The sequence below is a fragment of the Bradyrhizobium sp. LA2.1 genome, assembly GCF_040547725.1.
In the GTDB taxonomy this organism is placed as follows: Bacteria; Pseudomonadota; Alphaproteobacteria; order Rhizobiales; family Xanthobacteraceae; genus Bradyrhizobium; species Bradyrhizobium barranii.
The window spans coordinates 298,846-323,938 of the sequence record NZ_JBEPQI010000006.1; the positions used below are offsets into that span (position 1 = coordinate 298,846).

The 25,093-nt window shown below is 65.3% G+C and carries 24 protein-coding genes; 12 read left to right on the plus strand and 12 right to left on the minus strand.

Annotated elements, in window-relative coordinates; genetic code table 11:
* Positions 1 to 37: 37 nt before the first annotated feature.
* The 3 genes from ABIB95_RS14050 to ABIB95_RS14060 all read right to left on the minus strand — a co-directional run bounded on the left by ABIB95_RS14050 (position 38) and on the right by ABIB95_RS14060 (position 3,085).
* Positions 38 to 388 (minus strand): RidA family protein, encoded by a 351-nt coding sequence (locus ABIB95_RS14050; protein WP_014491332.1) that lies wholly within the window; start codon positions 386 to 388, stop codon positions 38 to 40.
* 117 nt (positions 389 to 505) lie between these two features.
* On the minus strand, positions 506 to 1,423 hold the full coding sequence (locus tag ABIB95_RS14055) for a CE1 family esterase (protein ID WP_094183948.1): 918 nt from the start codon (positions 1,421 to 1,423) through the stop codon (positions 506 to 508).
* A 3-nt stretch (positions 1,424 to 1,426) separates the two neighbouring features.
* The gene (locus ABIB95_RS14060) at positions 1,427 to 3,085 is read right to left on the minus strand and encodes an FAD-binding dehydrogenase (protein ID WP_354240068.1); all 1,659 of its coding nucleotides are present in this window, start codon (positions 3,083 to 3,085) and stop codon (positions 1,427 to 1,429) included.
* 250 nt (positions 3,086 to 3,335) lie between these two features.
* Between ABIB95_RS14060 and ABIB95_RS14065 the strand changes: the two genes are divergently transcribed.
* The 5 genes from ABIB95_RS14065 (at position 3,336) to ABIB95_RS14085 (ending at position 7,782) form a co-directional block, all read left to right on the plus strand.
* Complete coding sequence (locus tag ABIB95_RS14065; protein ID WP_085399635.1) at positions 3,336 to 3,857, plus strand: Clp protease/crotonase-like domain-containing protein; 522 nt, start codon at positions 3,336 to 3,338, stop codon at positions 3,855 to 3,857.
* A gap of 121 nt (positions 3,858 to 3,978) precedes the next feature.
* Positions 3,979 to 4,173 (plus strand): hypothetical protein, encoded by a 195-nt coding sequence (locus ABIB95_RS14070; RefSeq protein WP_354240070.1) that lies wholly within the window; start codon positions 3,979 to 3,981, stop codon positions 4,171 to 4,173.
* 24 nt (positions 4,174 to 4,197) lie between these two features.
* Complete coding sequence (locus ABIB95_RS14075) at positions 4,198 to 4,788, plus strand: SCO family protein (protein WP_014491337.1); 591 nt, start codon at positions 4,198 to 4,200, stop codon at positions 4,786 to 4,788.
* Positions 4,789 to 5,043: 255 nt separating this feature from the next.
* Positions 5,044 to 5,979, plus strand: a complete 936-nt coding sequence (locus tag ABIB95_RS14080) for an ABC transporter substrate-binding protein (protein WP_354240072.1) — start codon at positions 5,044 to 5,046, stop codon at positions 5,977 to 5,979.
* A gap of 159 nt (positions 5,980 to 6,138) precedes the next feature.
* On the plus strand, positions 6,139 to 7,782 hold the full coding sequence (locus ABIB95_RS14085) for a lysine--tRNA ligase (RefSeq protein WP_354181798.1): 1,644 nt from the start codon (positions 6,139 to 6,141) through the stop codon (positions 7,780 to 7,782).
* 58 nt (positions 7,783 to 7,840) lie between these two features.
* Here ABIB95_RS14085 and ABIB95_RS14090 read toward each other — a convergent pair whose 3' ends face one another.
* Both ABIB95_RS14090 and ABIB95_RS14095 read right to left on the minus strand, forming a co-directional pair.
* The gene (locus ABIB95_RS14090; protein WP_063985922.1) at positions 7,841 to 8,593 is read right to left on the minus strand and encodes a carbonic anhydrase; all 753 of its coding nucleotides are present in this window, start codon (positions 8,591 to 8,593) and stop codon (positions 7,841 to 7,843) included.
* Between the two features lie 125 nt (positions 8,594 to 8,718).
* Complete coding sequence (locus tag ABIB95_RS14095) at positions 8,719 to 9,372, minus strand: S24 family peptidase (protein ID WP_071909156.1); 654 nt, start codon at positions 9,370 to 9,372, stop codon at positions 8,719 to 8,721.
* Between the two features lie 293 nt (positions 9,373 to 9,665).
* Between ABIB95_RS14095 and ABIB95_RS14100 the strand changes: the two genes are divergently transcribed.
* The gene (locus ABIB95_RS14100) at positions 9,666 to 10,010 is read left to right on the plus strand and encodes a DUF952 domain-containing protein (RefSeq protein WP_354240075.1); all 345 of its coding nucleotides are present in this window, start codon (positions 9,666 to 9,668) and stop codon (positions 10,008 to 10,010) included.
* Entirely contained in the window at positions 10,007 to 11,104 is a 1,098-nt protein-coding gene (locus ABIB95_RS14105; RefSeq protein WP_354240077.1) for a quinone-dependent dihydroorotate dehydrogenase, read from the plus strand. Before ABIB95_RS14100 ends, ABIB95_RS14105 begins: the two co-directional genes overlap by 4 nt.
* Positions 11,105 to 11,203: 99 nt before the next feature.
* On the opposite strand, the gene ABIB95_RS14110 is transcribed toward ABIB95_RS14105, so the two are convergent.
* The 5 genes from ABIB95_RS14110 to ABIB95_RS14130 form a co-directional block, all read right to left on the minus strand.
* A complete protein-coding gene (locus ABIB95_RS14110; protein WP_354240079.1) occupies positions 11,204 to 12,529 on the minus strand; it encodes an MATE family efflux transporter in 1,326 nt (441 codons plus the stop codon).
* Position 12,530: 1 nt separating this feature from the next.
* The gene (locus ABIB95_RS14115) at positions 12,531 to 13,265 is read right to left on the minus strand and encodes an MBL fold metallo-hydrolase (protein ID WP_354240081.1); all 735 of its coding nucleotides are present in this window, start codon (positions 13,263 to 13,265) and stop codon (positions 12,531 to 12,533) included.
* Positions 13,266 to 13,286: 21 nt separating this feature from the next.
* Entirely contained in the window at positions 13,287 to 13,592 is a 306-nt protein-coding gene (locus ABIB95_RS14120; RefSeq protein ID WP_014491345.1) for a DUF6460 domain-containing protein, read from the minus strand.
* A 72-nt stretch (positions 13,593 to 13,664) separates the two neighbouring features.
* Positions 13,665 to 15,569 (minus strand): cisplatin damage response ATP-dependent DNA ligase, encoded by a 1,905-nt coding sequence (locus ABIB95_RS14125; protein WP_354240084.1) that lies wholly within the window; start codon positions 15,567 to 15,569, stop codon positions 13,665 to 13,667.
* Positions 15,566 to 16,603 carry a ligase-associated DNA damage response exonuclease gene (locus ABIB95_RS14130; protein WP_354240263.1) on the minus strand — a complete coding sequence of 346 codons (1,038 nt, stop codon included), beginning with the start codon at positions 16,601 to 16,603 and terminating at the stop codon, positions 15,566 to 15,568. Before ABIB95_RS14130 ends, ABIB95_RS14125 begins: the two co-directional genes overlap by 4 nt.
* Before the next feature lie 200 nt (positions 16,604 to 16,803).
* Here ABIB95_RS14130 and ABIB95_RS14135 point away from each other — a divergent pair, with 200 nt between their 5' ends.
* The 5 genes from ABIB95_RS14135 to ABIB95_RS14155 all read left to right on the plus strand — a co-directional run bounded on the left by ABIB95_RS14135 (position 16,804) and on the right by ABIB95_RS14155 (position 23,378).
* The gene (locus ABIB95_RS14135) at positions 16,804 to 17,730 is read left to right on the plus strand and encodes a class I SAM-dependent DNA methyltransferase (protein WP_354240086.1); all 927 of its coding nucleotides are present in this window, start codon (positions 16,804 to 16,806) and stop codon (positions 17,728 to 17,730) included.
* A gap of 115 nt (positions 17,731 to 17,845) precedes the next feature.
* Positions 17,846 to 19,075, plus strand: a complete 1,230-nt coding sequence (locus tag ABIB95_RS14140) for an ABC transporter substrate-binding protein (RefSeq protein WP_354240088.1) — start codon at positions 17,846 to 17,848, stop codon at positions 19,073 to 19,075.
* A gap of 160 nt (positions 19,076 to 19,235) precedes the next feature.
* On the plus strand, positions 19,236 to 21,812 hold the full coding sequence (locus ABIB95_RS14145) for a ligase-associated DNA damage response DEXH box helicase (protein ID WP_354240090.1): 2,577 nt from the start codon (positions 19,236 to 19,238) through the stop codon (positions 21,810 to 21,812).
* 116 nt (positions 21,813 to 21,928) lie between these two features.
* Positions 21,929 to 22,627 (plus strand): ligase-associated DNA damage response endonuclease PdeM, encoded by a 699-nt coding sequence (pdeM, locus tag ABIB95_RS14150; protein WP_354240092.1) that lies wholly within the window; start codon positions 21,929 to 21,931, stop codon positions 22,625 to 22,627.
* Between the two features lie 319 nt (positions 22,628 to 22,946).
* On the plus strand, positions 22,947 to 23,378 hold the full coding sequence (locus ABIB95_RS14155) for a hypothetical protein (RefSeq protein WP_014491352.1): 432 nt from the start codon (positions 22,947 to 22,949) through the stop codon (positions 23,376 to 23,378).
* A gap of 111 nt (positions 23,379 to 23,489) precedes the next feature.
* Here the strand turns inward: ABIB95_RS14155 and ABIB95_RS14160 are convergent, their stop codons facing one another.
* Positions 23,490 to 24,272: a DUF2865 domain-containing protein gene (locus ABIB95_RS14160; RefSeq protein ID WP_071909165.1), complete on the minus strand. Its 783-nt coding sequence runs from the start codon at positions 24,270 to 24,272 to the stop codon at positions 23,490 to 23,492.
* Positions 24,273 to 24,504: 232 nt separating this feature from the next.
* A complete protein-coding gene (pyrE, locus tag ABIB95_RS14165; RefSeq protein WP_014491354.1) occupies positions 24,505 to 25,068 on the minus strand; it encodes an orotate phosphoribosyltransferase in 564 nt (187 codons plus the stop codon).
* Positions 25,069 to 25,093: the final 25 nt, after the last annotated feature.

The following is a 25,093-nucleotide window of genomic DNA, read 5'->3' on the forward strand; positions in this document are numbered from 1 at the left end:
TCGCGCTTCGGACGTTCGCAACAATTTCAGCGCGAGTTTACTTCGCCGCGGTGACCATGATCTCGACGGTGTACTGAGCCGCCGCGAGCTTGGCTTCGACGGTGGCGCGAGCCGGTGTGTTGCCGGGCGAGACCCAGGCGTCCCACACCGCGTTCATCTCGGCAAAGGTCTTCATGTCGGTGATGTAGATCGTGGCCGAGAGCAGCTTCGACTTGTCGGTGCCGGCTTTGGCGAGATGGCTGTCGATGGTCGCCAGGATGTCCTGGGTCTGCTTCGTGACGCTTTCACCGGCGGCCTTGTTGGCGACGACGCCGGCGAGATAGACGGTGTTGCCGTGCACGACGACCTGGCTCATGCGCGGGCCGGTTTCGAAACGCTGAATGCTCATTGGGGGATCTCCTGCTGGGAATGGCGGCCCTGTCTAACCCAGCGCCCCCAGCTCTGCCACCCCAGGCACGCATGCGTTGCCAGGCATGCATGCGTTGCCCGTTGATGCATGGGCCGTTCACGGAAACTGACTGAAAAACGACCAGATCGTCTCGGCGCCGTCGATGTCGCGGTTCTGCGGCCCGAGCAGGCTGGTTGCGACCTTCGGGAAGCGGGCATCCGGAGCGAAGCCGGGCATGCGGTGGCCGCCATGGTTGATGCGATAGAGCACGACGTCGTGCCCTTTGGGACAGCGTGAGGAGATCCGTGTGACCGTGGACTGATCCGCGGGCGCCTTCTCGGGCAAATCGGTTACCTCGGCGTCGTCGGTCTCGCAGCCATTGAGCTTGCGCCAGAAGGCCAGCGTCTCTTCGGTGGACCAGAACCCGTCTGCGGCATAATAGCTCGATCCGCGTCCGCCCTCGTAGGGGACCAGCGGGTCGGCCGTGCCGTTGATGAGCAGCATCGGCAACGGCCGCGATGGATGACAGGTGACTGCGGCCTCATCCGTGAGATTCATGATCACGCTCGCGCCCGCCGCAAACAGATCGGCGCGCGCGCAAACCAGCGTCATCGCCATGGCGCCGCCATTGGAGATGCCGGCGACATAGACACGCTTCGGGTCCGCCGTGCCGTTCGTCACCAGCGTCTCGACCAGCTTTGCGATGAAGGCGACGTCGTCGGTGCCCTCGGGCGGGCCACGCAGCGCCGGTCCAGCCTTCGTCCGCGCATCGGCCCAGGCATGGTTGAGCCCGTCGGGAAAGACCACGGCAAAACCTTCGCGCTTCGCGACCTGTGGCCACGCCGTTCGCGCGACCATGTCGGCGCCGCGCTGGGTCTTGCCGTGCAACACGACCACGAGCGGCACAAGCCGCTTTGCCGGCAGTTGCGCGGTGTAGGATCGCTTCACGCCGTTGACGTCGATCGTATCGGCGGATGCAGCAGAAGCTGCGGCCAATGCCGCAAGAAGCGCCCCGATCTGCATCCACCTCCGCATGATCTAGCCCACGGCCTTCGCCGCGGCGCGGCCGGCATTGCGGCCCGAGAACAGGCAGCCGCCGAGGAAGGTGCCTTCCAGCGAGCGATAGCCGTGCACGCCGCCGCCGCCGAAGCCTGCGGCTTCGCCGACCGCATAGAGGCCGGGAATGACGCTGCCCTCGCTGCCGAACACGCGCGAGTCGAGATCGGTCTCGAAACCGCCCAACGTCTTGCGGGTGAGGATGTTGAGCTTGACCGCGATCAGCGGCCCCCGCGCGGGATCGAGGATGCGGTGCGGAGAGGCGGTGCGGATCAGCTTGTCGCCGATATAGCGCCGCGCATTGTGGATGTTCATCACCTGCGCATCCTTGACGTAGGGATTGGCGATCTCGCGGTCGCGCGCCTCGATCTGCATCCTGACGTGCTCGAGCTTGAGGAGGTCGCTGCCGGCGAGCTTGTTCATGGCCGCGACGAGATCCTCGATCTTGTCGCGTACGATGAAGTCGACACCATGGCTTTTGAATGCCTCCACCGGCGCCGGAGCGCCCTTGTTGGTGGCGCGGCGCAGGGTCATCCGCCAGCTCTTGCCTGTCAGATCGGGATTCTGCTCCGAGCCCGACAGCGCAAATTCCTTCTTGATGATGCTCTGGGTCAGGATGAACCAGGAATAATCATAGCCGGTGGACATGATGTACTCGAGCTGGCCGAGCGTGTCGGAGCCGGGAAACAACGGCGCCGGCAGCCGCGTGCCTGTTGCGTCGAACCACATCGAGGACGGGCCGGGCAGGATACGGATGCCGTGGCGCGGCCAGATTGGATTCCAGTTCTGGATGCCTTCGACATAATGCCACATGCGGTCGCGGTTGATCAGCCGCGCGCCCGATTTCTCGGTGATGCCGATCATGCGGCCGTCGACGTGCTCCGGCACGCCGGAGATCATGAACTTCGGCGGCTCGCCAAGCCGCTTCGGCCAGTTCTGCCGCACCAGCTCGTGATTGCCGCCGATGCCGCCGGACGCCACGATCACGGCCTGCGCCTTCAGCGCGAACTCGCCGACCACGTTGCGCGACGAGCTCTTGCCACGTTCGACATTGTCAGGCGCGAGCACGGCGCCGCTGATACCGTCCACCGTGCCGTTGGTGATGGAGAGCGCATCGACGCGATGGCGGAACCTGAAGGTCAGCCGGCCGCTCTTCATGGCCTCGCGCGCGCGGCGCTCGAACGGCTCGACGATGCCGGGGCCGGTTCCCCAGGTGACGTGGAAGCGCGGCACCGAATTGCCGTGGCCCATCGCGTCATAGCCGCCGCGCTCGGCCCAGCCGACCACCGGGAAGATGCGGTGCCCCATCGCGCGCAGCCAGTCGCGTTTCTCGCCCGCCGCAAACGCCACATAGGCCTCGGCCCACTGGCGCGGCCAGAAATCCTCGTCGCGGTCGAAGCCGGCGGTGCCGATCCAGTCCTGCATGGCAAGGTCGAAGGAGTCCTTGATGCCGAGCCGGCGCTGCTCCGGCGAATTGACCAGGAACAATCCGCCGAACGACCAGAACGCCTGGCCGCCGAGCGACTGCTCGCCCTCCTGGTCGACCACGATCACGCGCTTGCCGGCGTCCGCGATCTCGGTTGCGGCCACCAGTCCCGATAGTCCCGCACCGACGACGATGACGTCTGTCTCTTCAGCCATAGGTTCCCCCCTGTAGTTACCCGGGATTGAAGCCAGCGGTTGCAGCTGAGATCAAGGGTGTGGCGCATAAGGCATCGTTAACTTGTTCCGCTTTGGGATGAGGGCCGTCCGAGTGCAGCGCGGGCGCAACACTGGATTTGAATTTGTTTTGAGCCAGCCGACGTGCCTAGACAAAACCACGGTTACGACGGACGCTAGCAACGCATCACCACCTGACACGCAGATTCGAATTCGACTGGGGCGGGGGACAATGAAGTTTCTGACGGGGTTGCTCGCGGCGGTTCTCCTGATCGCGGGCATGGGGGCTTCTCACGCAGTGGTTCGGATTGCGGATGACCGCGGTGGCCGGATCGGAACCTACGTCGACAGGTACCAGGATCTGCGCCAGTCAGGCGACACCGTCATCATCGACGGCCTCTGTGCCTCGGCCTGCACCATCGTCCTCGGCGCCATTCCGCGCGACCGCATCTGTGTGACCTCGCACGCGACCCTCGGCTTCCACGCCGCCTGGGATTTTGGCGCCAACGGCCGTGCGGTGACCAACTCCGAAGCGACCCAGATGCTCTATGCGATGTATCCCTCGCAGGTGAAGCGCTGGATCAACCAGCGCGGCGGCCTCACCCCGCATATGCTCTTCCTGAGGGGCAAGCAGCTCCAGGCCATGTACAAGCCCTGCTACCTCGACGCGCAGGCCTCGACCAACCGCCCCCTGCGCCGGGCTCTCCCGCAGGCGGAAGAGCTGGAGTCCGCTCGGGGCCAGCTGCTTCGCTGACGTCATCGGCGCGATCTGATTCCGGAAAGTATTCCTTGGAGCACCCGCGGCGCTTGCCCGGGCCCAAGCCAACGCCTATTTGAATGGCAAGGGAACCGGGGCCTTCGCCCCGATCGTTGTCATGGCTCAACCACTGCACCCGGTCCAACCGCTACAGGACAATTCGCCCACTGCCGGCCGGCTGCCGTTCGTGCTGCTGTTGGCTGGCGCGGGGATCGGCGGTCTGGTCGTGCTCGGCGCGCTGGCGCTCTGGTTCCACTACGGCAGCCAGGTGTTCTTCGAAATGATCAGGACCGGCTTTGCCGCCTGCTTCTGACCTGCGACAGGAAGTTTTCCGCTCATGAGCTCCACCGCCCGTCCGCTGGTGATCGCGACCGCCTTCGCTGCAAGCCTCGTCGTCGGACTGCTGATCGTGTTCTGGGCGATGGGCGGGGTCAGCAAGGTGGCGCAGCCCGCCGCGATCGGCGGCCCGTTCCAGCTCACCGACCAGCACGGCAAGGCCGTCACCGACAAGAACCTGAAGGGCAAGCCGACCCTGATCTTCTTCGGCTACACCCATTGCCCCGACGTCTGCCCGACCTCGTTGTTCGAGATCTCGGAAGTGCTGCGCGCGATGGGCAAGGATGCCGACAAGGTCAATGCCGTCTTCATCTCGGTCGATCCCGAGCGCGATACGCCGGCGACGATGAAGGACTATCTGTCGAGCTTCGACCCGCACCTCGAAGGGCTCAGCGGCGACCCCGCCGAGACCGCCAAGGTGATCACCTCCTACCGGGTCTATGCCAAGAAGGTCCCGACCAAGGACGGCGACTACACCATGGACCACACCGCGCTGATCTACCTGATGGACCGCGACGGGCGGTTCGTATCGCCGTTCAACATGAAGCGGACGCCGGAAGAGGCCGCGGCCGATTTGAAGCGGTATCTCTGAGGGCCCTTTCGGGCGCAGTCCTCTCCACATCGTCATGGCCGGGCTTGTCCCGGCCATCCACGTTCTTCGGAGGGTGCTAATGTTCGTGGATGCCCGGGCCTTCGCCTCGCCGGAGGGGCTTCGGCCCCGCAGGCGGGACAAGCCCGGGCATGACGGCTGAGAGACCTTTACCCATCCCGCAATCGGCGCTCGCGTTCCCGGCGGGATGGTCTATAACGCCTTCCGATCCCAACGAAATTCGTTCATTTCCCGCCGATGGCCCCGTCGCGACAGGCAAAATCGTCCAAAACCGTGCGCCGCGTCCTGACCGGGCTGGTCGCCTGCGCATGTCTGCTCGCAGGCCTGCCCTCCGCAAAGGCCCAGGCCCCGGCCAAGCAGCCCCCGCCGGCACCCCAAGCCACGCCGCAGGTCGCCCCTCAAGCCGCTCCCCAGGCCGTGCCCGGCTTCTGGGACCCGCGGCGGCGGCCCGAGCGGCCCGACCTGTCGCGCCTGACCGTGATCCGCTTCCTGACCGAGACCGACTATCCGCCGTTCAACTACACCGGCGCTGACGGCAATCCGGCCGGCTTCAACGTCGATCTCGCCCGCGCGCTGTGCGAGGAGATCAAGGTCACCTGCACGGTGCAGATGCGTCGCTTCGAGACCCTGGTTGACGCGCTCTCCTCCAACCGGGGCGATGCCATCATTGCCTCGATGGCGGTGAGTCCGCAGCTTCGCGTCCGCGTTGATTTCACCGATCCCTATTACCGCGTGCCGGCGCGCTTCGCCTCGCGCAAGGACGCGGTGATGCCGGAGATCCGGCCCGAATATCTCGAGGGCAAGAAAGTCGGCGTCATCGCCGGCTCTGCGCACGAAGCGTACCTCAAGGCGATGTTCACCGACGCCGAGCTGCATCCCTATCCCAACGACGACGCGATGCGCGCCGCCTTGCGCAAGGGCGAGGTCGACTTCATCTTCGGCGACGCCATCTCGCTGGCGTTCTGGATCAACGGCACGGATTCCGGCGATTGCTGCGCCTTCTCCGGCGGTCCCTTCGTCGAGAGCCGCTTCTTCGGCGAGGGCATCGGCATCGCCGTCCGCAAGGGCAACGACGTGCTGCGCCAGGCCCTGAACTGGGCCCTGTTCCGCGTCTGGGAGAAAGGCCGCTACACCGATCTGTGGCTGCGGTATTTTTCGGTGAGCCCGTTTTAGTGCCGTAGGGTGGGCAAAGGCGCGCTAGCGCCGTGCCCACCGTCTTTGGCAGTGGTGGGCACGCTTCGCTTTGCCCACCCTACGATTCCACGATAAAGGCGCTGCTACTTTTGCATTCTGCCCGGAAATCGCTATTTTCCGCGGCCCGGAGGCCCCTGAATGTCTGTCATCGATCTTGCCGCGAACCCGAGCGACCTGCGTGCGCTCGCCGAACAATCCAACGCCTGGCCGTTCGAGCAGGCGAAGGCCATTGTCGCGCGGCTGAAGAAAAGCCCGAAGGACGAGGTGCTGTTCGAGACCGGTTACGGCCCGTCCGGCCTGCCGCATATCGGCACGTTCGGTGAGGTCGCGCGCACCTCGATGGTGCGCCATGCCTTCCGCGTGCTGACCGAGGACAAGATCAAGACGCGCCTGCTCGCCTTCTCCGACGACATGGACGGGTTTCGGAAAGTGCCCGACAACGTCCCCAACAAGGAGATGCTGGCCGCGCATCTCGGCAAGCCGCTGACGCGGGTGCCGGATCCGTTCTCCAACGAGTATCCGTCGTTCGGACACCATAACAACGCTCGTCTGCGCGCGTTCCTCGATCATTTCGGCTTCGACTATGAGTTCGCGAGCTCGACCGACTACTACACGTCCGGTCGCTTCGACGCGACGTTGCTGAAGATGCTCGCCGCCTACGACAAGGTGATGGCGATCATCCTGCCAACGCTCGGCCCCGATCGCCGCGCGACCTATTCGCCGTTCCTGCCGATCAGCAAGACCACCGGTGTCGTGCTTCAGGTCCCGATGATCCGCCGCGACGTCGCGGCCGGCACGGTGACCTATGTCGATCCCGATACCAACCAGGAAGTCGAGACGCCGGTGACGGGCGGCAACGTCAAGTGCCAGTGGAAGGCCGACTGGGCGATGCGCTGGGTCGCGCTCGGCGTCGACTACGAGATGGCCGGCAAGGACCTGATCGACTCCGTGAAGCTGTCAGGCGCGATCGCCAAGGCGCTCGGCGCCACGCCGCCCGAAGGCTTCAACTACGAGCTTTTCCTCGACGACAAGGGCCAGAAGATCTCGAAGTCGAAGGGCAATGGTCTCACCATCGACGAATGGCTGCGCTACGCCTCGCCGGAATCGCTGTCGCTGTTCATGTATCGCGAGCCGAAGGCGGCCAAGCGGCTGTATTTCGATGTCATCCCGCGCAATGTCGACGACTACCAGCAGTTCATCGACGGCTTTGCGAAGCAGGATGGCAAGCAGCAGCTCGGCAATCCGGTCTGGCACATCCACAACGGCCATCCGCCGAAGGGCGACATGCCCGTCACGTTCCAGCTCCTCTTGACGCTGGTGTCGTCGTCGAATGCGGAGAATGCCGAGACGCTGTGGGGCTTCATCGGTCGCTATCGTCCCGGCGTCAGCCCGCAGACGCATCCGAAGCTCGATGCGATGGTCGGCTATGCCATCAACTACTATCGTGACTTCGTGGCGCCGACGAAGCAGTTCCGCGAGCCGACCGAGGTTGAGCGCGCCGCGTTGCAGGATCTGCGCGATGCGCTGTCGCAGCTTCCGCAGGAATCCTCGGCCGAGGACATCCAGAACGTCGTCTACGAGATCGGCCGCCGCGAGCCGTTCCTCGACCAGGTCAAGAAGGGCAAGGACGGCCGCCCGGGCGTGACGCTCGACTGGTTCAACATGCTCTACCAGGTGCTGCTCGGCCAAGAGAAGGGCCCGCGCTTCGGCTCCTTCGTCGCGGTCTACGGCGTGCAGAACGCGGTGAACATGATCGACGGTGCGCTGGCGCGAAGCGCGTAGTAGATGCCGTAGCCCGGATGTCGCTACGCTCATCCGGGCTACAGATTTGAAGCGCGCCTCAGATCGAGCGCAGCACGAAGCGCCGGTTGTCCTTCTGCACCGGGCGTGCGTTCATCGGATAGAGCTTTGCGAACGCAGCGACGTCGGTGGCTGACACCTGGATCGGGTCGGTCAGCAGCAGCCATTCGACGACCTCCGAACAGGGCGGGGTCGTCAGCGAACCGGAGTAGCGGAAGTAGCTCAGCCTGTGCGGCAGCATGGCGTGGGGATCGATGGCCGCGTCGGCTTTCACCGCGGGGCCTTCCGCCGCGGGCATGGTCTTTACGATCTTGCCGAAGGCCGTGTTCGGCTTGCCTTCCGCCATCAGCACGCCGACCACGGCGAGCCCGCCGGCATCGTTGCGATGCACGAAGTGCGCTTCCATCGGAAAGTTCTTGCCGCCGATCATGTGTTCGCTCGGCCGGTGGAAATGCACCTGGAGCAGCTTGTATTTGACGTCGCCGAGCGTGAGCGTGCTGCCTTCGGCGAAGTTGAGCTGGATCGTGTGCCCGTTGTTGACGATGGTGTCGGCGCTCTTGCCCCAGTTCAGCTTCAGAACAGGCAATTGCGACTTGATCGTCCCCTCGATGTCGATCGGCGATTGCTGCAAGCCAACCGCGCAGGCCTTGTTGGCCGCGTCGAGATCGCCCCATTTGGCCGGGCCGCCGGCGCCCTCGTAGCTCCAATGCGTGCCTTCGGCGGCAAAGGCCGGCTTGCACAGCGGACAGAGTGCGAGACCCGCCAGGGCCTTCAATGCGTGACGGCGATTCATCATATCCCCCTGCGATGAATTTGATCGGCAAAATCGGCCGCAACCTATGCGAGAGGGATGGTGAGTCGCAAGGTCGCCGGGGCGAGAAGCGGCGCGGCCGGCGTCATGGTGCGGTTACGACGCAATCACTGGCTCGCCCACACGATTCGCGCGATCCAGCCGACGTCGCTCGGCGCCATCGTATGCTCGGCCTGCGATGCATCGAGCGGCTGCAATTCCAGTGCCTTTGCCGTGCGGCGCTTCAGCGTCGCGACCGTCACCTCGCCCGCCTTGGTCTTCACCACCACGCGATCGCCTCTGCGGATCGGCGCGCGGGGAGAGATCAGGATGACGTCGCCGTCGCGATAGGCCGGGGCAAGCGCATCGCCGGAAATCTCCAGCGCAAAGGCGCGACTGTCCTCGGCGGTGGGAAGCGCAAGTTCGGTCCAGCCCTTGCCGGATGGAAAGCCGGACTCGTCGAAAGCTCCGCTCGCGCCGGCTAGTGCGAGGCCGAGCAGCGGCACCGAGCGGCCATCGCTGGCGTCGTCACCGGTCAACCCGGCAAAGGTGTCCATCGAGGAGCCGGCCGCCGCCAGCGCTTTCGCGATCGATTCGGTGGATGGCCAGCGCTCGCGCCCGTCGGGGGTGACGCGCTTGGACTTGTTGAAGGTGGTGGGATCGAGCCCGGCCCGCTTGGCGAGGCCGGACGGCGACAGGCCGGCACGCTCCGCCAGCCGATCCAGCGCTCCCCAGATCTGGTCGTGAGTCAGTATCCTCTGCGCTTTGGCCTGTCTGACCATGGAAGGTCCAGCCCGTCGCAACTCAGGAAAACTGTCCTCAAATCAACCGGTTTTCCGTTTTTCGCGCAAGGGGTGGCGGGAGAAGCATTTTCAAGCGAAGCGGATACCGGTTCGCGTCAAGAAAACGCGTCAAAACAAGAATTTAAAGCCCCGTTCCGATTTCATCGGAACGGAAATGGCTCTAAGCCTTGAGTTCGGAGGGGGCGGCCATTACGGTCGCGCCCGGGTTTTGAGGACCCGCACGAGACGAAAAAACCCAAAAGACTCAAAGAGCAAACAGGGCTGCGTGAGCGGTGGTCAAGATCTACAAAATCTGTCCGGCCTCGGCCTGGCGCGAGGCGGAACGGCAGGGTGTCTACCGGGGCAGCGCGGACGATTCGCGCGACGGTTTCATCCATTTCTCGACCGCGCCCCAGGTTCCCGAGACCTTGCGCAAGCACTATTTCGGGCAGCGCGCGCTGTTCCTGGTCGAGGTCGACGGCGACGCGCTCGGCAGCGCATTGCGCTGGGAGCGCTCGCGCAATGACGAGCTGTTTCCGCACCTCTATGGCGAGCTCGATCTCGGCGCGGTGCTGTCGGTGATGAACCTCAACATGCGCTCCGATGGCGGCCACGACGTTCCGGAGCTTATCCCGTGATCCGCGCCTTCGACGCCTTTTCGCTGCCGGTGCTGCGCTGGCTCGATCCGGAGGATGCGCATCGCCTCGCGATCCAGGGCCTGCGCTTCCTGCCGCCGGTCAAGCCGCGGCCTGACGATCCCAAGCTCGCCGTGCGTGCCTTCGGGCTCAACTTCCCCAATCCGATCGGCATGGCCGCGGGCTTCGACAAGAGCGCCGAGGTGCCGGATGCGCTGCTGCGGCTCGGCTTCGGCTTCGTCGAGATCGGTTCGGTGACGCCGAAGCCGCAAAGCGGCAATCCGCGGCCGCGGCTGTTTCGTCTGGAGCGCGACGAGGCCGTGATCAACCGCATGGGCTTCAACAATGACGGCGCTGAAGTCGCGCTGCGCAGGCTCGCGGCGCGTGCGCAGCACGGCGGCATCATCGGGGTCAATGTCGGCGCCAACAAGGATTCGCCGGATCGCGTTGGCGATTACGTCAAGCTGATCGAGACCTTTGCGCCGGTCGCGAGCTATTTCACCGTCAACGTCTCCTCGCCGAACACGCCGGGTCTGCGCAATTTGCAGGAAGGTGCGCTGCTGGACGATCTCCTCGCCAGGGTGATCGACGCGCGCGAGCGGGTGCGCCAGAAGGCCGGCGACACGCCGGCGCTGCTCAAGATCGCGCCTGATTTGAGCCTCGCCCAGCTCGACGACGTCGTGCAGGTGGCGCGCTCGCGCCGGGTCGACGGCATGATCGTGGCGAACACGACGATCGCGCGGCCGAGCACGCTGCGCGAGGAAATGCGCGCCAAGGAGCAGGGTGGTCTGTCCGGCCGGCCGCTGTTCCGCCTGTCGACGCGCATGGTCGCGGAGACCTATGTGCGCGTCGAGGGCGCGTTCCCCTTGATCGGCGTCGGCGGCGTCGATTCCGGCGGAGCCGCGCTGACGAAGATCCGCGCCGGCGCGAGCCTGATCCAGCTCTATTCGTCGCTGGTCTACAAGGGCCTCGGCCTGGTCGACGAGATCAAGCGTGATCTCACCTCGACGCTGCTGCGGACAGGGCGGGATTCGCTGTCAGAGATCGTCGGCGCCGATGCGGCGACACTGACCGCGGAAGACTGGCCGGGGATGTAGCCACCGTCCAGTAGCCCGGATGGAGCGCAGCGCAATCCGGGAATCTTTCCGCGAGCACGAAGACCCCGGATTTCGCTGCGCTCCATCCGGGCTACGAATCTACGATTTCGGAAACGTCACCCGATACAGCGCCGGATAGCGCGCGCCCTGCAAACCGCCGCGAGCGACGTAGAACGCGATCAGCGCGCTCCACAGCCCGGCATTGCCGAACGATTGCAGCGCCCACCAGGCGCCGAGAAAGATCGTGAACGATAACAGCATCAGATTGCGCATCTCGCGCGCCCAGGTCGCGCCGACATAGATGCCGTCGAAGCCGAAGGCGAACACGCCGGGGATCGGCGCAAGCACGATGAACGGCAGGAATTCGCGCGCGGCGCGGCGGACGTCCTCGCTTGCGGTCATGACATTGACCAGGTTCGGCCCGAACAGCGCGAACAGCACCGCGACGACCAGTGCGAAGCCGAGGCCCCACAGCAGCACCAGCCGCGTCGAGTCCGCAAAGCCCCTGGCATCGCGTGCGCCAAACGTGCGCCCGCAGAGCTGCTGGGCTGCGTTCGCAAGACCGTCGAGGAAGAACGCGCTGACCAGCAGGAAATTGTTCAGCACGGAATTCGCCGCCAGCGTGACATCACCGGCGCGCGCGCCCTTGGCGGTGAAGAACAGGAACACGGCGATCAGCGCCGCGGTGCGGATCATGATGTCGGAGTTCACCGCCAGCAGCCGCATCAGTTTTGCCCGGTCGAGCAGCGTGGCAAGGGGCACCGCAAAGCCGCCATCCGCATAGCGCCGGCAGACGATCACGCCGAGCACGAAGCCAATCGTCTCCGAGATCAGTGCGGCGATCGCCGCGCCCGCGATGCCGGTGTCGTAGACCAGCACCAGCAAGATCGTCGCCGCCATGTTGATGAGGTTGATGACGACCTGCAGCAGCAGCGCCGGATTGGCGCGCGCCTGCCCCACCAGCCAGCCGAGAATGACGTAGTTGGCGAAGGCGAACGGCGACGACCAGATCCGGATCATGAAATAGGTCTTTGCCGCGCGCGTGACGCCTTCGCTGCCGCCCATCAGGTCGAACAGCCCGGCGGCCAGCGGCAGTTGCAGCACGATCAGCGCGGCGCCGATCAGGCCCGCGACGATGAAGCCGCGCACCAGGATCACGGTCTGCTCGCGCGTCTCGCCCGCGCCCATCGCCTGCGCCGTGAAGGCGAGTGTGCTCATGCGCAGGAAGCCGAATAGCCAGAACAGGCAGTCGAAGATGACGGAGGCCATCGCGACACCGCCAAGCAGCGCGGCATCGTCGAGCCGCCCGATCGCGGTGGTCGAGACTACGCCGATCAGCGGCGTGGTGAGGTTCGCGACCATCGCGGGACCGGCGATGGTGAAGACCTGGCGAGAGCCGATCCTGGGATGAACGGGCGCGTGCATGTCAGAACACGACCACCATGCCGTCTTCGGCGGCGAGATGCGGTACGTCGTCCAGGCGCGACAGCACGTCGTCGCTCATATGGGTGAGGACAAGCCGCTTGGCGCAGATGGCGGGGAGGTGCTGTTCCAAGGTCTTCAGGCTGAGATGGTTCTTGACCACCTTCTCGTACATATAGGCTTCCGCAATGAAAAGGTCCGCGCCATGCGCCAGCGGAATGAGCGCCTCCGTCCATTCGGTATCGGCGCTGTAGGCGAGCGTGCGGCCTTCAACCTCGACGCGGTAGGCCAGATGCGGCCCGCCGGATTCGCCGTGCACCACCGGGTAGGGCGTCACATTCACCCCGCCAAAGGTTTGGCTTCGCCCGGGCGCGAGTTCGATGAGGTTCAGCTCGAAGCGCCGCCTGGTCTTCGAGGAGTGCTCGAACAGCGCCTCCATCACTTGGCCGAGCCGTGTCTCGAGGCCTTGCGGGCCCGCGATCGTCAGCGGCCGGGTCCGCCGCGAGAATTGCGCATCGAGCAGGACAAACGGCAGCCCGGCAAAATGGTCGCCGTGGAAATGCGTGATGAGAATGAGGTCGATCTCGTTGCAGTCGATCTCGAGTCGCTTGAGCGCCGGCAGCGCCGACGCGCCGCAATCGATCAGGAAGTTGGCCGCGCGCCCCGAGACGTGGAAGCAGGTGTTGAGCCTGCCGCCCGAGCCGAAGGCGTCGCCGCAGCCGACAAAGCGCAATTGCATCGGCTGCGGGCTCCCAAATCCTTACCTGTTGCGCGGCGCGCCGAAGACGCGCGAGAGCAGCCAGATCGGAATCACGATGACCGCGCCGAGCAGGAAGTAGCGCCACAGCCAGTTCACCGCGTCGAAGCCGAGATCCCAGAGGCGCTGGAACAGCAAGCGGATGCTGTAGATGATATTCCAGGGATCGAAGCCGATCGCGGCGAGCACGACGCCGACCAGGATCGAGAGCAGGACCAGGCGAAACGCGACCGCCAGCGGCGAGCCGCCGAGAAAGCGGTTCAGCCCATCGCTGCGGCCGGCCGGCAAATCTCTGACGTCTTGGACCATCTCAAACTCCTCGCGGGGATTCGACCCCATTATAGGTCACGGCGGGGCACATGGGGAACCCGCATTCCCCCGTCAATGGCTGTCGGCGGACGCCGCAACCTTAATTGTTGGTAGGGATTCGTCAGCCTTCAGCATCTTTTCCAGCGTTTCCAGCCGGTCGGCCTCGCGCGGCGGCTTGTCCCAGCGCAGCCGGCTGATGCGGGGAAAGCGCATGGCGACGCCGGATTTGTGCCGCGGGGAACGCTGCAGCCCCTCGAACGCCACCTCCAGCACCAGCCCCTTGTCGCGCTCGTGCACGACGTGGCGCACGGGGCCGAATTTCTCGGTGGTGTTGCGACGGACGAAACGGTCGATCTGCAAGAGCTCCTCGTCGGTGAAGCCGAAATAGGCCTTTCCGACCGGCACCAGCTCGTCGCCGGCTTCGCCCTCGGTCCAGACGCCGAACGTGTAGTCGGAGTAGTAGGACGAGCGCTTGCCGTGGCCGCGCTGCGCATACATCAGCACGGCGTCGATGATGTGCGGATCGCGCTTCCACTTCCACCACTGGCCTTTTGGCCGCCCCGGCAGGTAAGGCGCATCGCGCCGCTTTAGCATGACGCCTTCGACGGCATCGGCATCTTCGCCCGCGCCGGCACGCGCGGGATCGGCGCGCGCCGCGGTCAGCGCCTGCCAGCTTGCGAAGGGCACGGTGGGCGACAGGTCGATGCGGGGATCGTCGAGCTTGCCGATGAACGTCTCCAGCCGTTCGCGCCGCTCCGCGAAGGGCAGCTCGCGCAGATCGTTCTCGTCGTCGCCGAGCAGATCGTAGGCGCGCAAATGGATCGGAAATTCCTTGATCAGCTTCGGCGAAACGACCTTGCGGTTGAGGCGCTGTTGCAGAACATTGAAACTCTGCACGCGGCCTTCGCGCAGGATCAGAAGCTCGCCGTCGATTGCGCCTGCGAGCCGCAGCGACGGCACGAGATCCGGAAAGCTCCCCGTGATGTCCTCGCCGGTGCGCGAATAGAGCCGCGCCGTGATCTGTCCGCGCTCATCGCGGCCAGCCACCGCCTGCACGCGGATGCCGTCCCATTTCCATTCGGCGATGTAGTCGGCGGGATCGAGCGCGGCGAAATCCGTGTCCTCGATCGCGTGCGCGAGCATCACCGGCCGGAACGGCGCGGGATCGCGATTGACCGGCTTTTCGCCGCGGCCTTCCAGCCAGGCGAACAGGTCGAGATAGGGAGGGCTGAGCCCCGGCCAGATCAGCTCGACCTCATGCGGGTCCTTGTCGCCGAGCGCAGCGGCCGCGGTCTTCGCCAGCCGCGCGGAGATGCCGATGCGCAGCGCGCCGGTGACGAGCTTCAAGAGCGCCCAGCGCCCGGTCTCGTCGAGCTCGTCGAGCCAGCGTTCGAGCTGCTTTGGCAGCTCGGTCTTGCCGAGCGTGCGCAGCGTGGTGACGACGTCCGTGAGGGTTGGGGGTGGTGGGTTGTTGTGGTTGCCTGGGTGGAGCGCATCGCTGGCATCCCGCCCGCGGTACCCCTCTCCCTGACCCTCCCCCGCAAGGGGGGAGGGAACGGTGAGAGTGGTGCGTCCATCACTCGCTGAATCGCTATCAGCGGTCGAGCTCGTCTGTCGCCCCGCGCGCAACTGCGCTCCCTCCCCCCTTGCGGGGGAGGGTTGGGGAGAGGGGTGGCCCGGAAAAGACTCTTCGTTGTTTGCGCTGCGCCGCGGCCACATCAGCGCCACGGTCTCCGAGAGATCGCCAACGTAATCGTAGGACAACCCGAACAGCACCTCATCCGTACGCGCCGCGATCAGATCGCGGATCAGCGCGGGCTTGGCATGCTTGAAGCTCAGCGCGCCGGTCAGCGCGGCCAGCGCGTAGCCGCGGTCGGGATCGCCGACCTCGCGGAAATAGCCGGTGATCAGCCGCAGCTTGTTGTTGCGGCCGGGCTCGTAGGCGAGGCGGTCCAGCAGTTCGGCGAAGCGGTTCATGCTTCGGCCTCATCTTGAAGCGGCGTCTCGCTCTCCTCCTCGTCGCCATAGCCGACGAGATCGAGCGGCCGCGCGCGAAGACCTTGCGACTTGCACCAATGCACCAGCGCGTCTTCCTGGCCGTGCGTCACCCAGATCTCGCCGGCGCCGGTCGCGGCGATGGTCTTGGTGAGGCCGTCCCAATCGGCGTGGTCGGAGATCACCAGCGGCAGCTCGATGCCGCGCTGTCGTGCGCGGGCACGCACCCGCATCCACCCCGAGGCAAAGGCGGTGACGGGGTCGGGAAAGCGCCGCGTCCAGAGGTCCGAGGTGGCCGACGGCGGCGCCAGCGTGATGGTGCCGGCGAGCGCCGCCTTCTTTACGCCCAGCACCGGCTTGAGCTCGCCGAGATTGATCCCGCGGCTCTGATAGTACTCGGTGATCTTCTCCATTGCGCCATGCAGGTAGATCGGTGCGTCATAGCCGGCCTGTCGCAACAGCGCGATCACGCGCTGCGCCTTGCCGAGCGAATAGGCGCCGACGAGATGCGCGCGTTCGGGAAACAATGCAACGGAGGCCAGCAGCTTCCTCACCTCGTTGGCGGCATCGCCATGGCGAAACACCGGCAGGCCAAAGGTGGCTTCAGTGATGAAGACGTCGCAGGGCACGAGCTCGAACGGCGTGCAGGTCGGGTCGGGCGCATCCTTGTAGTCGCCGGAGGCGACGATGCAGGTGTCCTTGCAGGTCACCGCGATCTGCGCCGAGCCCAGCACATGACCGGCCGGGTGAAACCTCACACGGACGTTGCCGAGCCGGATCTCCTCGCCATAGCGGATCGCTTGCGTCGAGCCGGCAAAGTTCTCGCCGTAGCGCAGCCGCATCATGTCCAGCGTTTCCTGCGTCGCCAGCACCGCGCCATGGCCGGCGCGGGCGTGGTCGGAATGGCCGTGGGTGATCACGGCCCGCTCGACCGGGCGGACAGGGTCGATGTGGAAGTTGCCGGGCTTGCAGCACAGGCCGTCAGCAGTTGGCAGCAGGATGTCTTGCGGACGCATCTGCATCATATAGGGAGCGGCCACCCCAAATGAACCCGTCATGCGCGGGCTTGCCGTCTCCGCTAGGCTTCGCCGGCCCGGCGGTGTAAAAGCCCGCCGAAGCCAATTGGCGGAGGCGGGACCCGCGCCTCCATCCTCTTAAACAGTTCCCTTTTTGATGGATTGCCGGGTCGAGCCCGGCAATGACGAGCCGAGTTCCTATGCCCCTGCGCCTGTTCCACTCCTCCGGCGATCTCATGGCCGACCGCCGTTTCGAGTTCGCGCGCGACCTCCAGCTCAAGGGCGATCTGCCCGCCGCCGCCGACCTCATCGAGCAGGCGATCGAGCTCGCGCCTGACTTCACCTCGGCTTGGTTCACGCTCGGCGAGATCCGCCAGCAACTCGGCGAGCGCGACAAGGCGATTGCGGCGTTCCGGAAGGCATGCGACTGCGACCCCGAGGACCAGCACGGCGCCGGCCTGCATCTGATGCGGCTCGGTGACGCGCAGATGGCGGAGATGCCCAAGGCCTATGTGCAGGCCCTCTTCGATCAATATGCGCCGCGCTTCGAGCACACGCTGATCAACGATCTCGACTATCGCGCACCGTCGCTGATCTTCAAGGCGGTGGTGGCCGCGCGCGTCGCCGACAAGAAGCCGGCCTTGTTCAAGCACGCCATCGATCTCGGTTGCGGCACCGGGCTCGCCGCCGCCGCCTTCGCCAAGCAGGTCGATCATTTCATCGGCATCGATCTGTCGACCGGCATGATCAAGGAGGCGCGCGCCACCGAGCTCTATGCCGAGCTCGAGGTCGCCGACATGATCGAAGGCCTGCGCACCAAGGGCGATACGAGCGCGAACCTCGTCGTCGCCGCAGATGCGTTCGTCTATCTCTCCGATCTCGCGCCGGTGCTCACGGAAGCGCAGCGCGTGCTCGTATCCGGCGGCGTGCTCGCTTTCACGCTGGAGACGCATGACGGCAGCGGCATCGTGCTCGGTGAAGGCCTGCGCTATGCCCATTCGGCGGAATATGTGCGTGACGCGATGGCGAAGGCCGGGCTCAAGCTGCTGACATTGGAGCCGGCATCGCCACGCATCGAGAACAACGAGCCGGTGCGCGGCCTCGTCGTCGTCGCCGAGAAAACTTGAGTTTAGGCGCTAAAAACCCCGCGATTTAAGCGTCATTGCGTCGCAAAGCGGCGACTTCCCACTTGCGACCCGCGCTGCGATGCCAGCACAATGCGGGCGCTAGGGAGAAACAAAAATGACCAAAAATCCAACGCGGCGCGATTTCAGCGCCGGCGCGCTCGCCACCGTCGCTGCATCCACCTTGCCTGCGCCGTATGTCTGGGCCGCGGAGAAGAAATACGATGCGGGCGCCAGCGACACCGAGATCAAGATCGGACAGACCGTGCCGCATTCCGGTCCCGGCTCGCTCTATGGGGTGTTGGGGCGCATCGGCGAGGCCTATTTCCAGATGCTGAACGAGAAGGGCGGCATCAACGGACGCAAGGTCAAGTTCCTCACCATGGACGACGCCTACAGCGCGCCGAAATGCGTCGAGGCGACGCGGCGTCTGGTCGAGCAGGAAGAGGTGCTCGCGCTCTACGGCTCGCTCGGCACCGCGCCGCAGACCTCCGTGCACAAATATCTCAATTCCAAGGGCGTGCCGCAACTGCTGCTCAACACCGGCGCGTCCAAGTGGAACAATCCGAAAGAGTTCAAATGGACGATGGCGGGCCTGCCGCTCTATCCGACCGAAGCGCGCATCTTGGCGCGGCACGTCCTCAGCGTGAAGCCGAATGCCAAGGTCGGCATTCTCTACCAGAACGACGATTTCGGCCGTGACTTCCTCGGTCCGTTCAAGAAGGTGCTGGCGGATGCCGGGGGCACCGCGCAGGTGATCATGGAGCAGACCTACGATCTGACCGATCCGACCGTCGATTCCCAGCTCATCAATCTCTCGAAATCGGGCGCCGACGTCTTCTACAACATTTCCACCGGCAAGGCGTCGTCGCAGTCGATCCGCAAAGTGGCCGAGCTCGGCTGGAAGCCGCTGCAATTGTTGTCAGCCGGTTCGACCGGTCGTTCGATCCTCAACGCAGCAGGCCTCGAGAACGCCGCCGGCATCGTCGCCATCCGCTACAACAAGGAAGTCGGCCTGCCCAAATGGGAGAAGGATCCGGACGTGATGGCGTTCGAGGAATTGCGCAAGAAGTACACGCCGGCGATCGATCAGGACAACACCATCGCCTTTGCCGGTTACGGCCAGGCCGTCACCATGGGCGAGATCCTGCGCCGCTGCGGCGACGACCTCACCCGCGCCAACGTGCTGAAGCAGGCGTCCACGCTCGCAGGCTTCCACTCGCCCTATTTCCTCGACGGCGTCACCTACAGCTACACGCCCGAGGACTACACGCCGATGAAGACGCTCTTCATCTCCACCTTCAGCGGCAAGGACTGGGACATCTCCGACAAGCCGATGTCGGAGTAGGTGCGGGCAGGGTGCCGTAGGGTGGGCAAAGGCGCACTCGCGCCGTGCCCACCATCTCTCCCGGTGCTCGGGGCGAATGGTGGGCACGCTTCGCTTTGCCCACCCTACGGGGCCTCCCACCCCCTCGACGAACCCACCCCCACGGCTTACCTGTGATGCCGTGCCGCCCCGCATCCTCAAAATCCCGGCCGAGCCGGCCACGCTGCTGCCCGACCGCTTCCAGGCGTGGTTCGCGGCCCGCGGCTGGTCGCCGCGTGAACATCAGCTCGCGCTGCTGGACAAGGCGCGCGAGGATCGTTCCGCACTGCTGGTCGCGCCCACCGGCGCGGGCAAGACGCTGGCGGGATTTCTGCCGACGCTGGTGGAGCTCTCGACGCAGCCGGTCGGACGGGACGCAGGCGCGAAGCAAAGCCTCGTCTCCACCGGCCGCGATGTTCGCCGCAGCGATGGCCTGCACACGCTCTACATCTCGCCGCTGAAAGCGCTCGCCGTCGATATCGCCCGCAATCTCGAGCGGCCGATTGCGGAGATGGGGCTGCCGATCAAGGTCGAGACCCGCACCGGCGACACGCCGGTGTCGCGGCGGCAGCGCCAGCGGCGCTATCCGCCCGATATCCTGCTGACGACGCCTGAGCAGGTCGCGCTGCTGCTCTCCTCCGACGACGCGCCGTTCCTGTTCTCCTCCTTGAAGCGCATCGTGCTCGACGAGCTCCACGCGCTGGTGACGTCCAAGCGCGGCGATCTGCTTTCGCTCGGTCTGGCGCGGCTCTGGCGGCTGGCGCCGCAGCTGCGCGCGATCGGCCTGTCGGCGACCGTGGCCGAGCCGGACCAGCTTGCGCGTTTCCTGGTGCCGCAGCCCGGCGGGAAGGAGGCGGCCGCCGACATTGTCGTCGCCGGCGGTGCCGCGCCGCCGCTGGTCGAGATGCTGGATACCCGCGAACGCCTGCCCTGGGCAGGCCACAGCGCGCGCCACGCGCTTCCCGAAATCTACGAGCTGATCAAGGCGAACAAGACCACGCTCGTCTTCGTCAACACCCGCAGCCAGGCCGAGATGCTGTTCCAGAATCTCTGGAGCATGAACGACGACAACCTCGCGATCGCGCTGCATCACGGCTCGCTCGACGTCGCCCAGCGCCGCAAGGTCGAGGACGCGATGTCGGCGGGCAGATTGCGCGGCGTGGTCTGCACCTCCTCGCTCGACCTCGGCGTCGACTGGGGCGATGTCGATCTCGTCGTCAATATCGGCGCGCCCAAGGGCGCCTCGCGCCTGATGCAGCGGATCGGCCGCGCCAATCACCGTCTCGACGAAGCCTCGCGCGCGGTGCTGGTGCCGGCCAACCGGTTCGAGGTGCTGGAGTGCCGCGCCGCGATCGATGCGATCGCCGAGAATGCGCAGGATACGCCACCCTTGCGCACCGGCGCACTCGACGTGCTGGCCCAGCACGTGCTCGGCCGCGCCTGCGGCGAGCCGTTTCTGAGCGATGATCTCTACGGCGAGGTGCTCACGGCCGCGCCTTACTCAGATCTCGCCCGGCAGGATTTCGACGACGTCGTCGATTTCGTTGCCACCGGCGGCTACGCGCTGAAGACCTATGAACGCTTCGCCCGCATCAAGCAGGACAAGCAGGGGCGCTGGCGCGTTGCCAATCCAAAGGTGCGGCAGAGCTATCGTCTCAATGTCGGCACCATCGTCGAGGAGCCGATGCTGAAGGTGCGGCTCGTTCGTGGGCGCTCCACCGGCAGCGGCTCGACCGGCGCCATCGCGCGCGGCGGCCGCGTGCTCGGCGAAATCGAGGAATATTTTATCGAGGGCCTGACCGCCGGCGACACCTTTGTGTTCGGCGGCGAAGTCGTGCGCTATGAGGCGTTGGCCGAGGATCAGGTCTATGTCTCCCGCGCCAACGACAAAGACCCGAAAGTGCCGTCCTATATGGGCGGCAAATTTCCGCTCTCGACCTATCTTGCCGAGCGCGTGCGGCGCCTGCTCGACGACCGCCGTGCATGGAACGGTCTGCCTGAGCAGGTGCGCGACTGGCTGTCGTTGCAGAAAGACGTCTCACGTGTGCCCGGCGTGCGCGAGCTGCTGGTCGAGACCTTTCCACGCGGCAACAAGCATTATCTCATTTGCTATCCCTTCGAGGGCCGGCTCGCGCACCAGACGCTGGGCATGCTGCTGACGCGGCGGCTGGAGCGGATGCGCGCCCGGCCGCTCGGCTTCGTCGCCAATGAATATGCGGTGGCGATCTGGGGGCTTGGCGATGCCTCCTTCATGATCCGCAACGGCCAGCTCGATCTCGACGCGCTGTTCAACCCGGACATGCTCGGGGACGATCTCGAAGCCTGGCTCGCGGAATCCGCGCTGATGAAGCGCACCTTCCGCAATTGCGCGCTGATCTCCGGCCTGATCGAGCGGCGCTTCACCAGCGAGGACAAGAGCCGCCGCCAGGTGCTGTTCTCGACCGATCTCGTCTACGACGTCCTGCGCAAGCACCAGGCCGATCACGTGTTGCTGCGCGCCGCCCGTGCTGATGCCGCTACCGGCCTGCTCGACCTGCGCCGTCTCGGCGCCATGCTTGCCCGCATCCAGGGCCGTATCACGCATCGGGAACTCGATCACGTCTCGCCGCTCGCCGTCCCCGTGATGCTGGAAATCGGCCGCGAGTCAGTCTATGGCGAAGCTGGTGACGAGCTGTTGGCCGAAGCCGCCGACGAGCTGGTCAAAGAGGCGATGTCGTAGAGAATTTTACCAGTGGTGCGCGCAACTCCATCCACATCGTCATGCCCGGGCTTGACCCGGGCATCCACGTCTTTGCTTCCGCGGCAAGAACGTGGATGGTCGGGACGAGCCCGGGCATGACGGAGCAAGTGGCACTATCGATCACTTCAACGCTTGCACTGGATATCGCCAGTGTGTCGTTCGCAACCGATCTCTCCGGTGCGCTGTTCTGGGAAGAGCAGCGCCTGCTCGTCGTCTCCGATCTGCATCTGGAAAAAGGGTCCAGCTTCGCCACGCGCGGTGTGCTGCTGCCGCCTTACGATACGTTGGCAACGCTGAGCCGTCTCGCTGCTGTCATCTCCCGCCATAATCCCCGAACGGTCATCGCGCTCGGCGACAGCTTTCACGACCGAACCGCGCATGAGCGGTTGTCGTCCGACGATCGCGATGCTGTTGCCGCACTCCAGACCGGCCGCGACTGGATCTGGATCTCGGGCAATCACGACCCCATGCTGCCGCGCGATCTCGGCGGGACCGTCGCCGACGAAGTCGCGATCGGCCCGATCACCTTCCGCCATGAGCCAACAGGTGCGCGCGGCGAGATCGCCGGACATCTGCATCCGAAGGCGCGCGTCTCCGCACGCGGCCGCTCGATGGAACGCCGCTGCTTCGCCAGCGATGGGATGCGCGCCGTGATGCCCGCCTTCGGCGCCTATGCCGGCGGTCTCAGCATCCGCGATGCCGCGTTCGCAAAGATCTTTCCCAGCAATGGCTTTGTCGCCCATCTGCTCGGTGACCGCCGCGTCCACGCCATTGCGGCCTCGCGCTGTTGTTGAGATCCCGGCCTCGTGCCAACCGGATCCATCGGGCCCGCCAACGGAAAATAGGACAGGACTACGTCCAGTACTTATCCGGAATCGCCTAAGTTCATAGGTACCTCTAACTTGCCAATTGCCGGGGCTGGATTTCATCCCGAACACGATTGCAACCGGCAAAGGGGTCGCTGCGAGGCGACCCCTTTCGATTCCGCCAGCCGGACTTTGTCCCCTGTTCCGGAACAAATTAAGAACACTTTAGCAAGTCTTTGATATATCATTGTGATTCGGCGCGTTGCCGACACAATATCTAGCGTCCGTCAGACTTTGCGAGGACTACATGTCCACCATCGCCTTCGATCAATTTGCCCTCACCCGGATCGCCGATTTCGCGCGCTCGCTGTCGCGGCTGCATCAGGCCGCGCGGCGCTACGCGGTCGATGACGACCAGTTCGATCGCGAGTTCAACGCGGTGTGCCAGTCGATCTGGGGCTACACCATCGACGACGTCAGCGACGATCTGTTCTCGACCGAGGATCATCTGTTCCTCGACACGCTGGACGAAGCGCATGCGCGCATCTTCGCAGCCGAGCAGGGTTACGATCTCATCGGCGAGGCGGGCATGCTCACCGACTGGTGGGGCTTCTGCTGGATGATCCTGGCCGAGAAGCGCGGCCTGCTGACTCAGGAAAACCGCGCCGCCGCGCGCGCGGCGATCGAGGAGAAATATCTGGCGGCCCCGAACGTGATCGGGGTGATCATCGGGAGATGACGCAGCACTCTCCGTCACTGCGAGCGTAGCGAAGCAATCCATAATCTGTTCGCGGTGACAGACTGGATTGCTTCGCTGCGCTCGCAATGACGACTTTGATTCAGTTGGGGCTTAGTCCAGCCCCGCCCGCTTCGCCGGCTTCTGTGCTGGGGTCTTCGGCACCGTCACGTCAGGCAGCGCCTCGCGCACGATCTCGACTGAGGCCGGCGCATCCGCCGCGACCGTCTCCGCGCGCACCGGGGCCACCTTCATCTCGCCGAGCCGCGCGCGGACCTGCGCGGTGAGGCCGGGGTAGGAGGCAACCGGCGTGAAGTCCGCAGCCTGGTCATTGCCGACGCGGATGCCGGTATAGGCGACGAGGCCGTCGCTGGTCGCGATCACGTCGCCGGCTTTCAGCGAGGAATCCAGCGCGAGATCGACCGGGGCGAGGCCGACCGGCTCGCGGCCGTTGCAGGTGCAGTCGGCACGCAGCGCCTTGCGATAGGCGAACGCGTTTTCGCTGTCGGCGTAGCGCTCGCCGGTCTGCGAAGCGGCGCCGTCGATCGAAGAGCCGAAATAGACCTTTGTCGTGGTGGCAGGACAGAACGCCTGACACATCTGAGCGGGCGAGGCGAGGCCGCGCATCAGCGGAAAATATTTGCCGTCGCAGGTGCGCACGCAGAAGGCCGGGCCGGAGCCGCCGGCCGCCGCCGCGCGTGTCGGGGGCACATATTGCGGGTTTGCGGGATTCTGCTGGCTGGCGAAGGGATCGGCAAAGGAGTTCGACTGCTGAGGAACCTCACGCTGCGGCCGGGGCCGCTGCATTCCGCCGAAGAAGAAGTCGAACAGGCCTTCGGCCGAAGCCGGGGCTGGAGCCGCAAGCAGCGGGGCCGCCAGGCTGGCGGCCACAAGCATCGCGCGACGCGCATGGGACAAGGCTGTACGCAATGCTCACTCCGACGCTACTGAACCGGCCGGAACCTTCCGAGGTCTCGGCACATGATTCACCATAGTGCTGGATGGTAAATGAGCAGTTGAGCGGAGGCGATTTCAAGTCGAGGCCGTGACCTCTTCAAGGCCGGGCACAGCTTCCGGCGGATGGTTGCTTCCGGGCAACGCCCGGGCATGGACGGACTGTCTCGCGGCCTTAAGCCTTCAGGAACTCCGACGCCTTGTACAGCGAGCGGAACGGCAGGCCGGCCGCGCCAAACGTATCGGTGGCGCCTTCCTCGCGGTCGACCATGGTCAGCACCAGCACCACTTCGGCGCCGGTCTCGCGTACGGATTCCACCGCCTTCATCGCCGAGCCGCCGGTGGTGGTGACGTCCTCGACGATCACGACGCGCTTGCCTTCGAGCGTCTCGCCCTTGGGCAGGCCCTCGATCGCGAGCTTCGCACCGTGCTCCTTCGGCTTCTTGCGCACGAAGAATGCCGCGATCGGATGGCCCTTGATCCAGGAGATCTGCGCCAGCGCGCCGGCCAGCGGCACCGCACCCATCTCGAGTCCGCCGATGAAGTCGAGCTGGTCGTCCTTCAGCGCCTCATAGGTCAGCTCGGCGAGCAGCGTCGCGCCCTCGGGGTCGAGCATGGTCGGCTTGAGGTTGAAGTAGAAATCGCTCTTACGGCCCGACGCGAGCGTGACGTCACCGCGGCCGAAGGAGCGCCGGCGGATGATTTCGAACAGGCGGGCGCGGGAGGCAGATTTCGACACGGCGGTCCCTCGGGGCTTTTTGGAG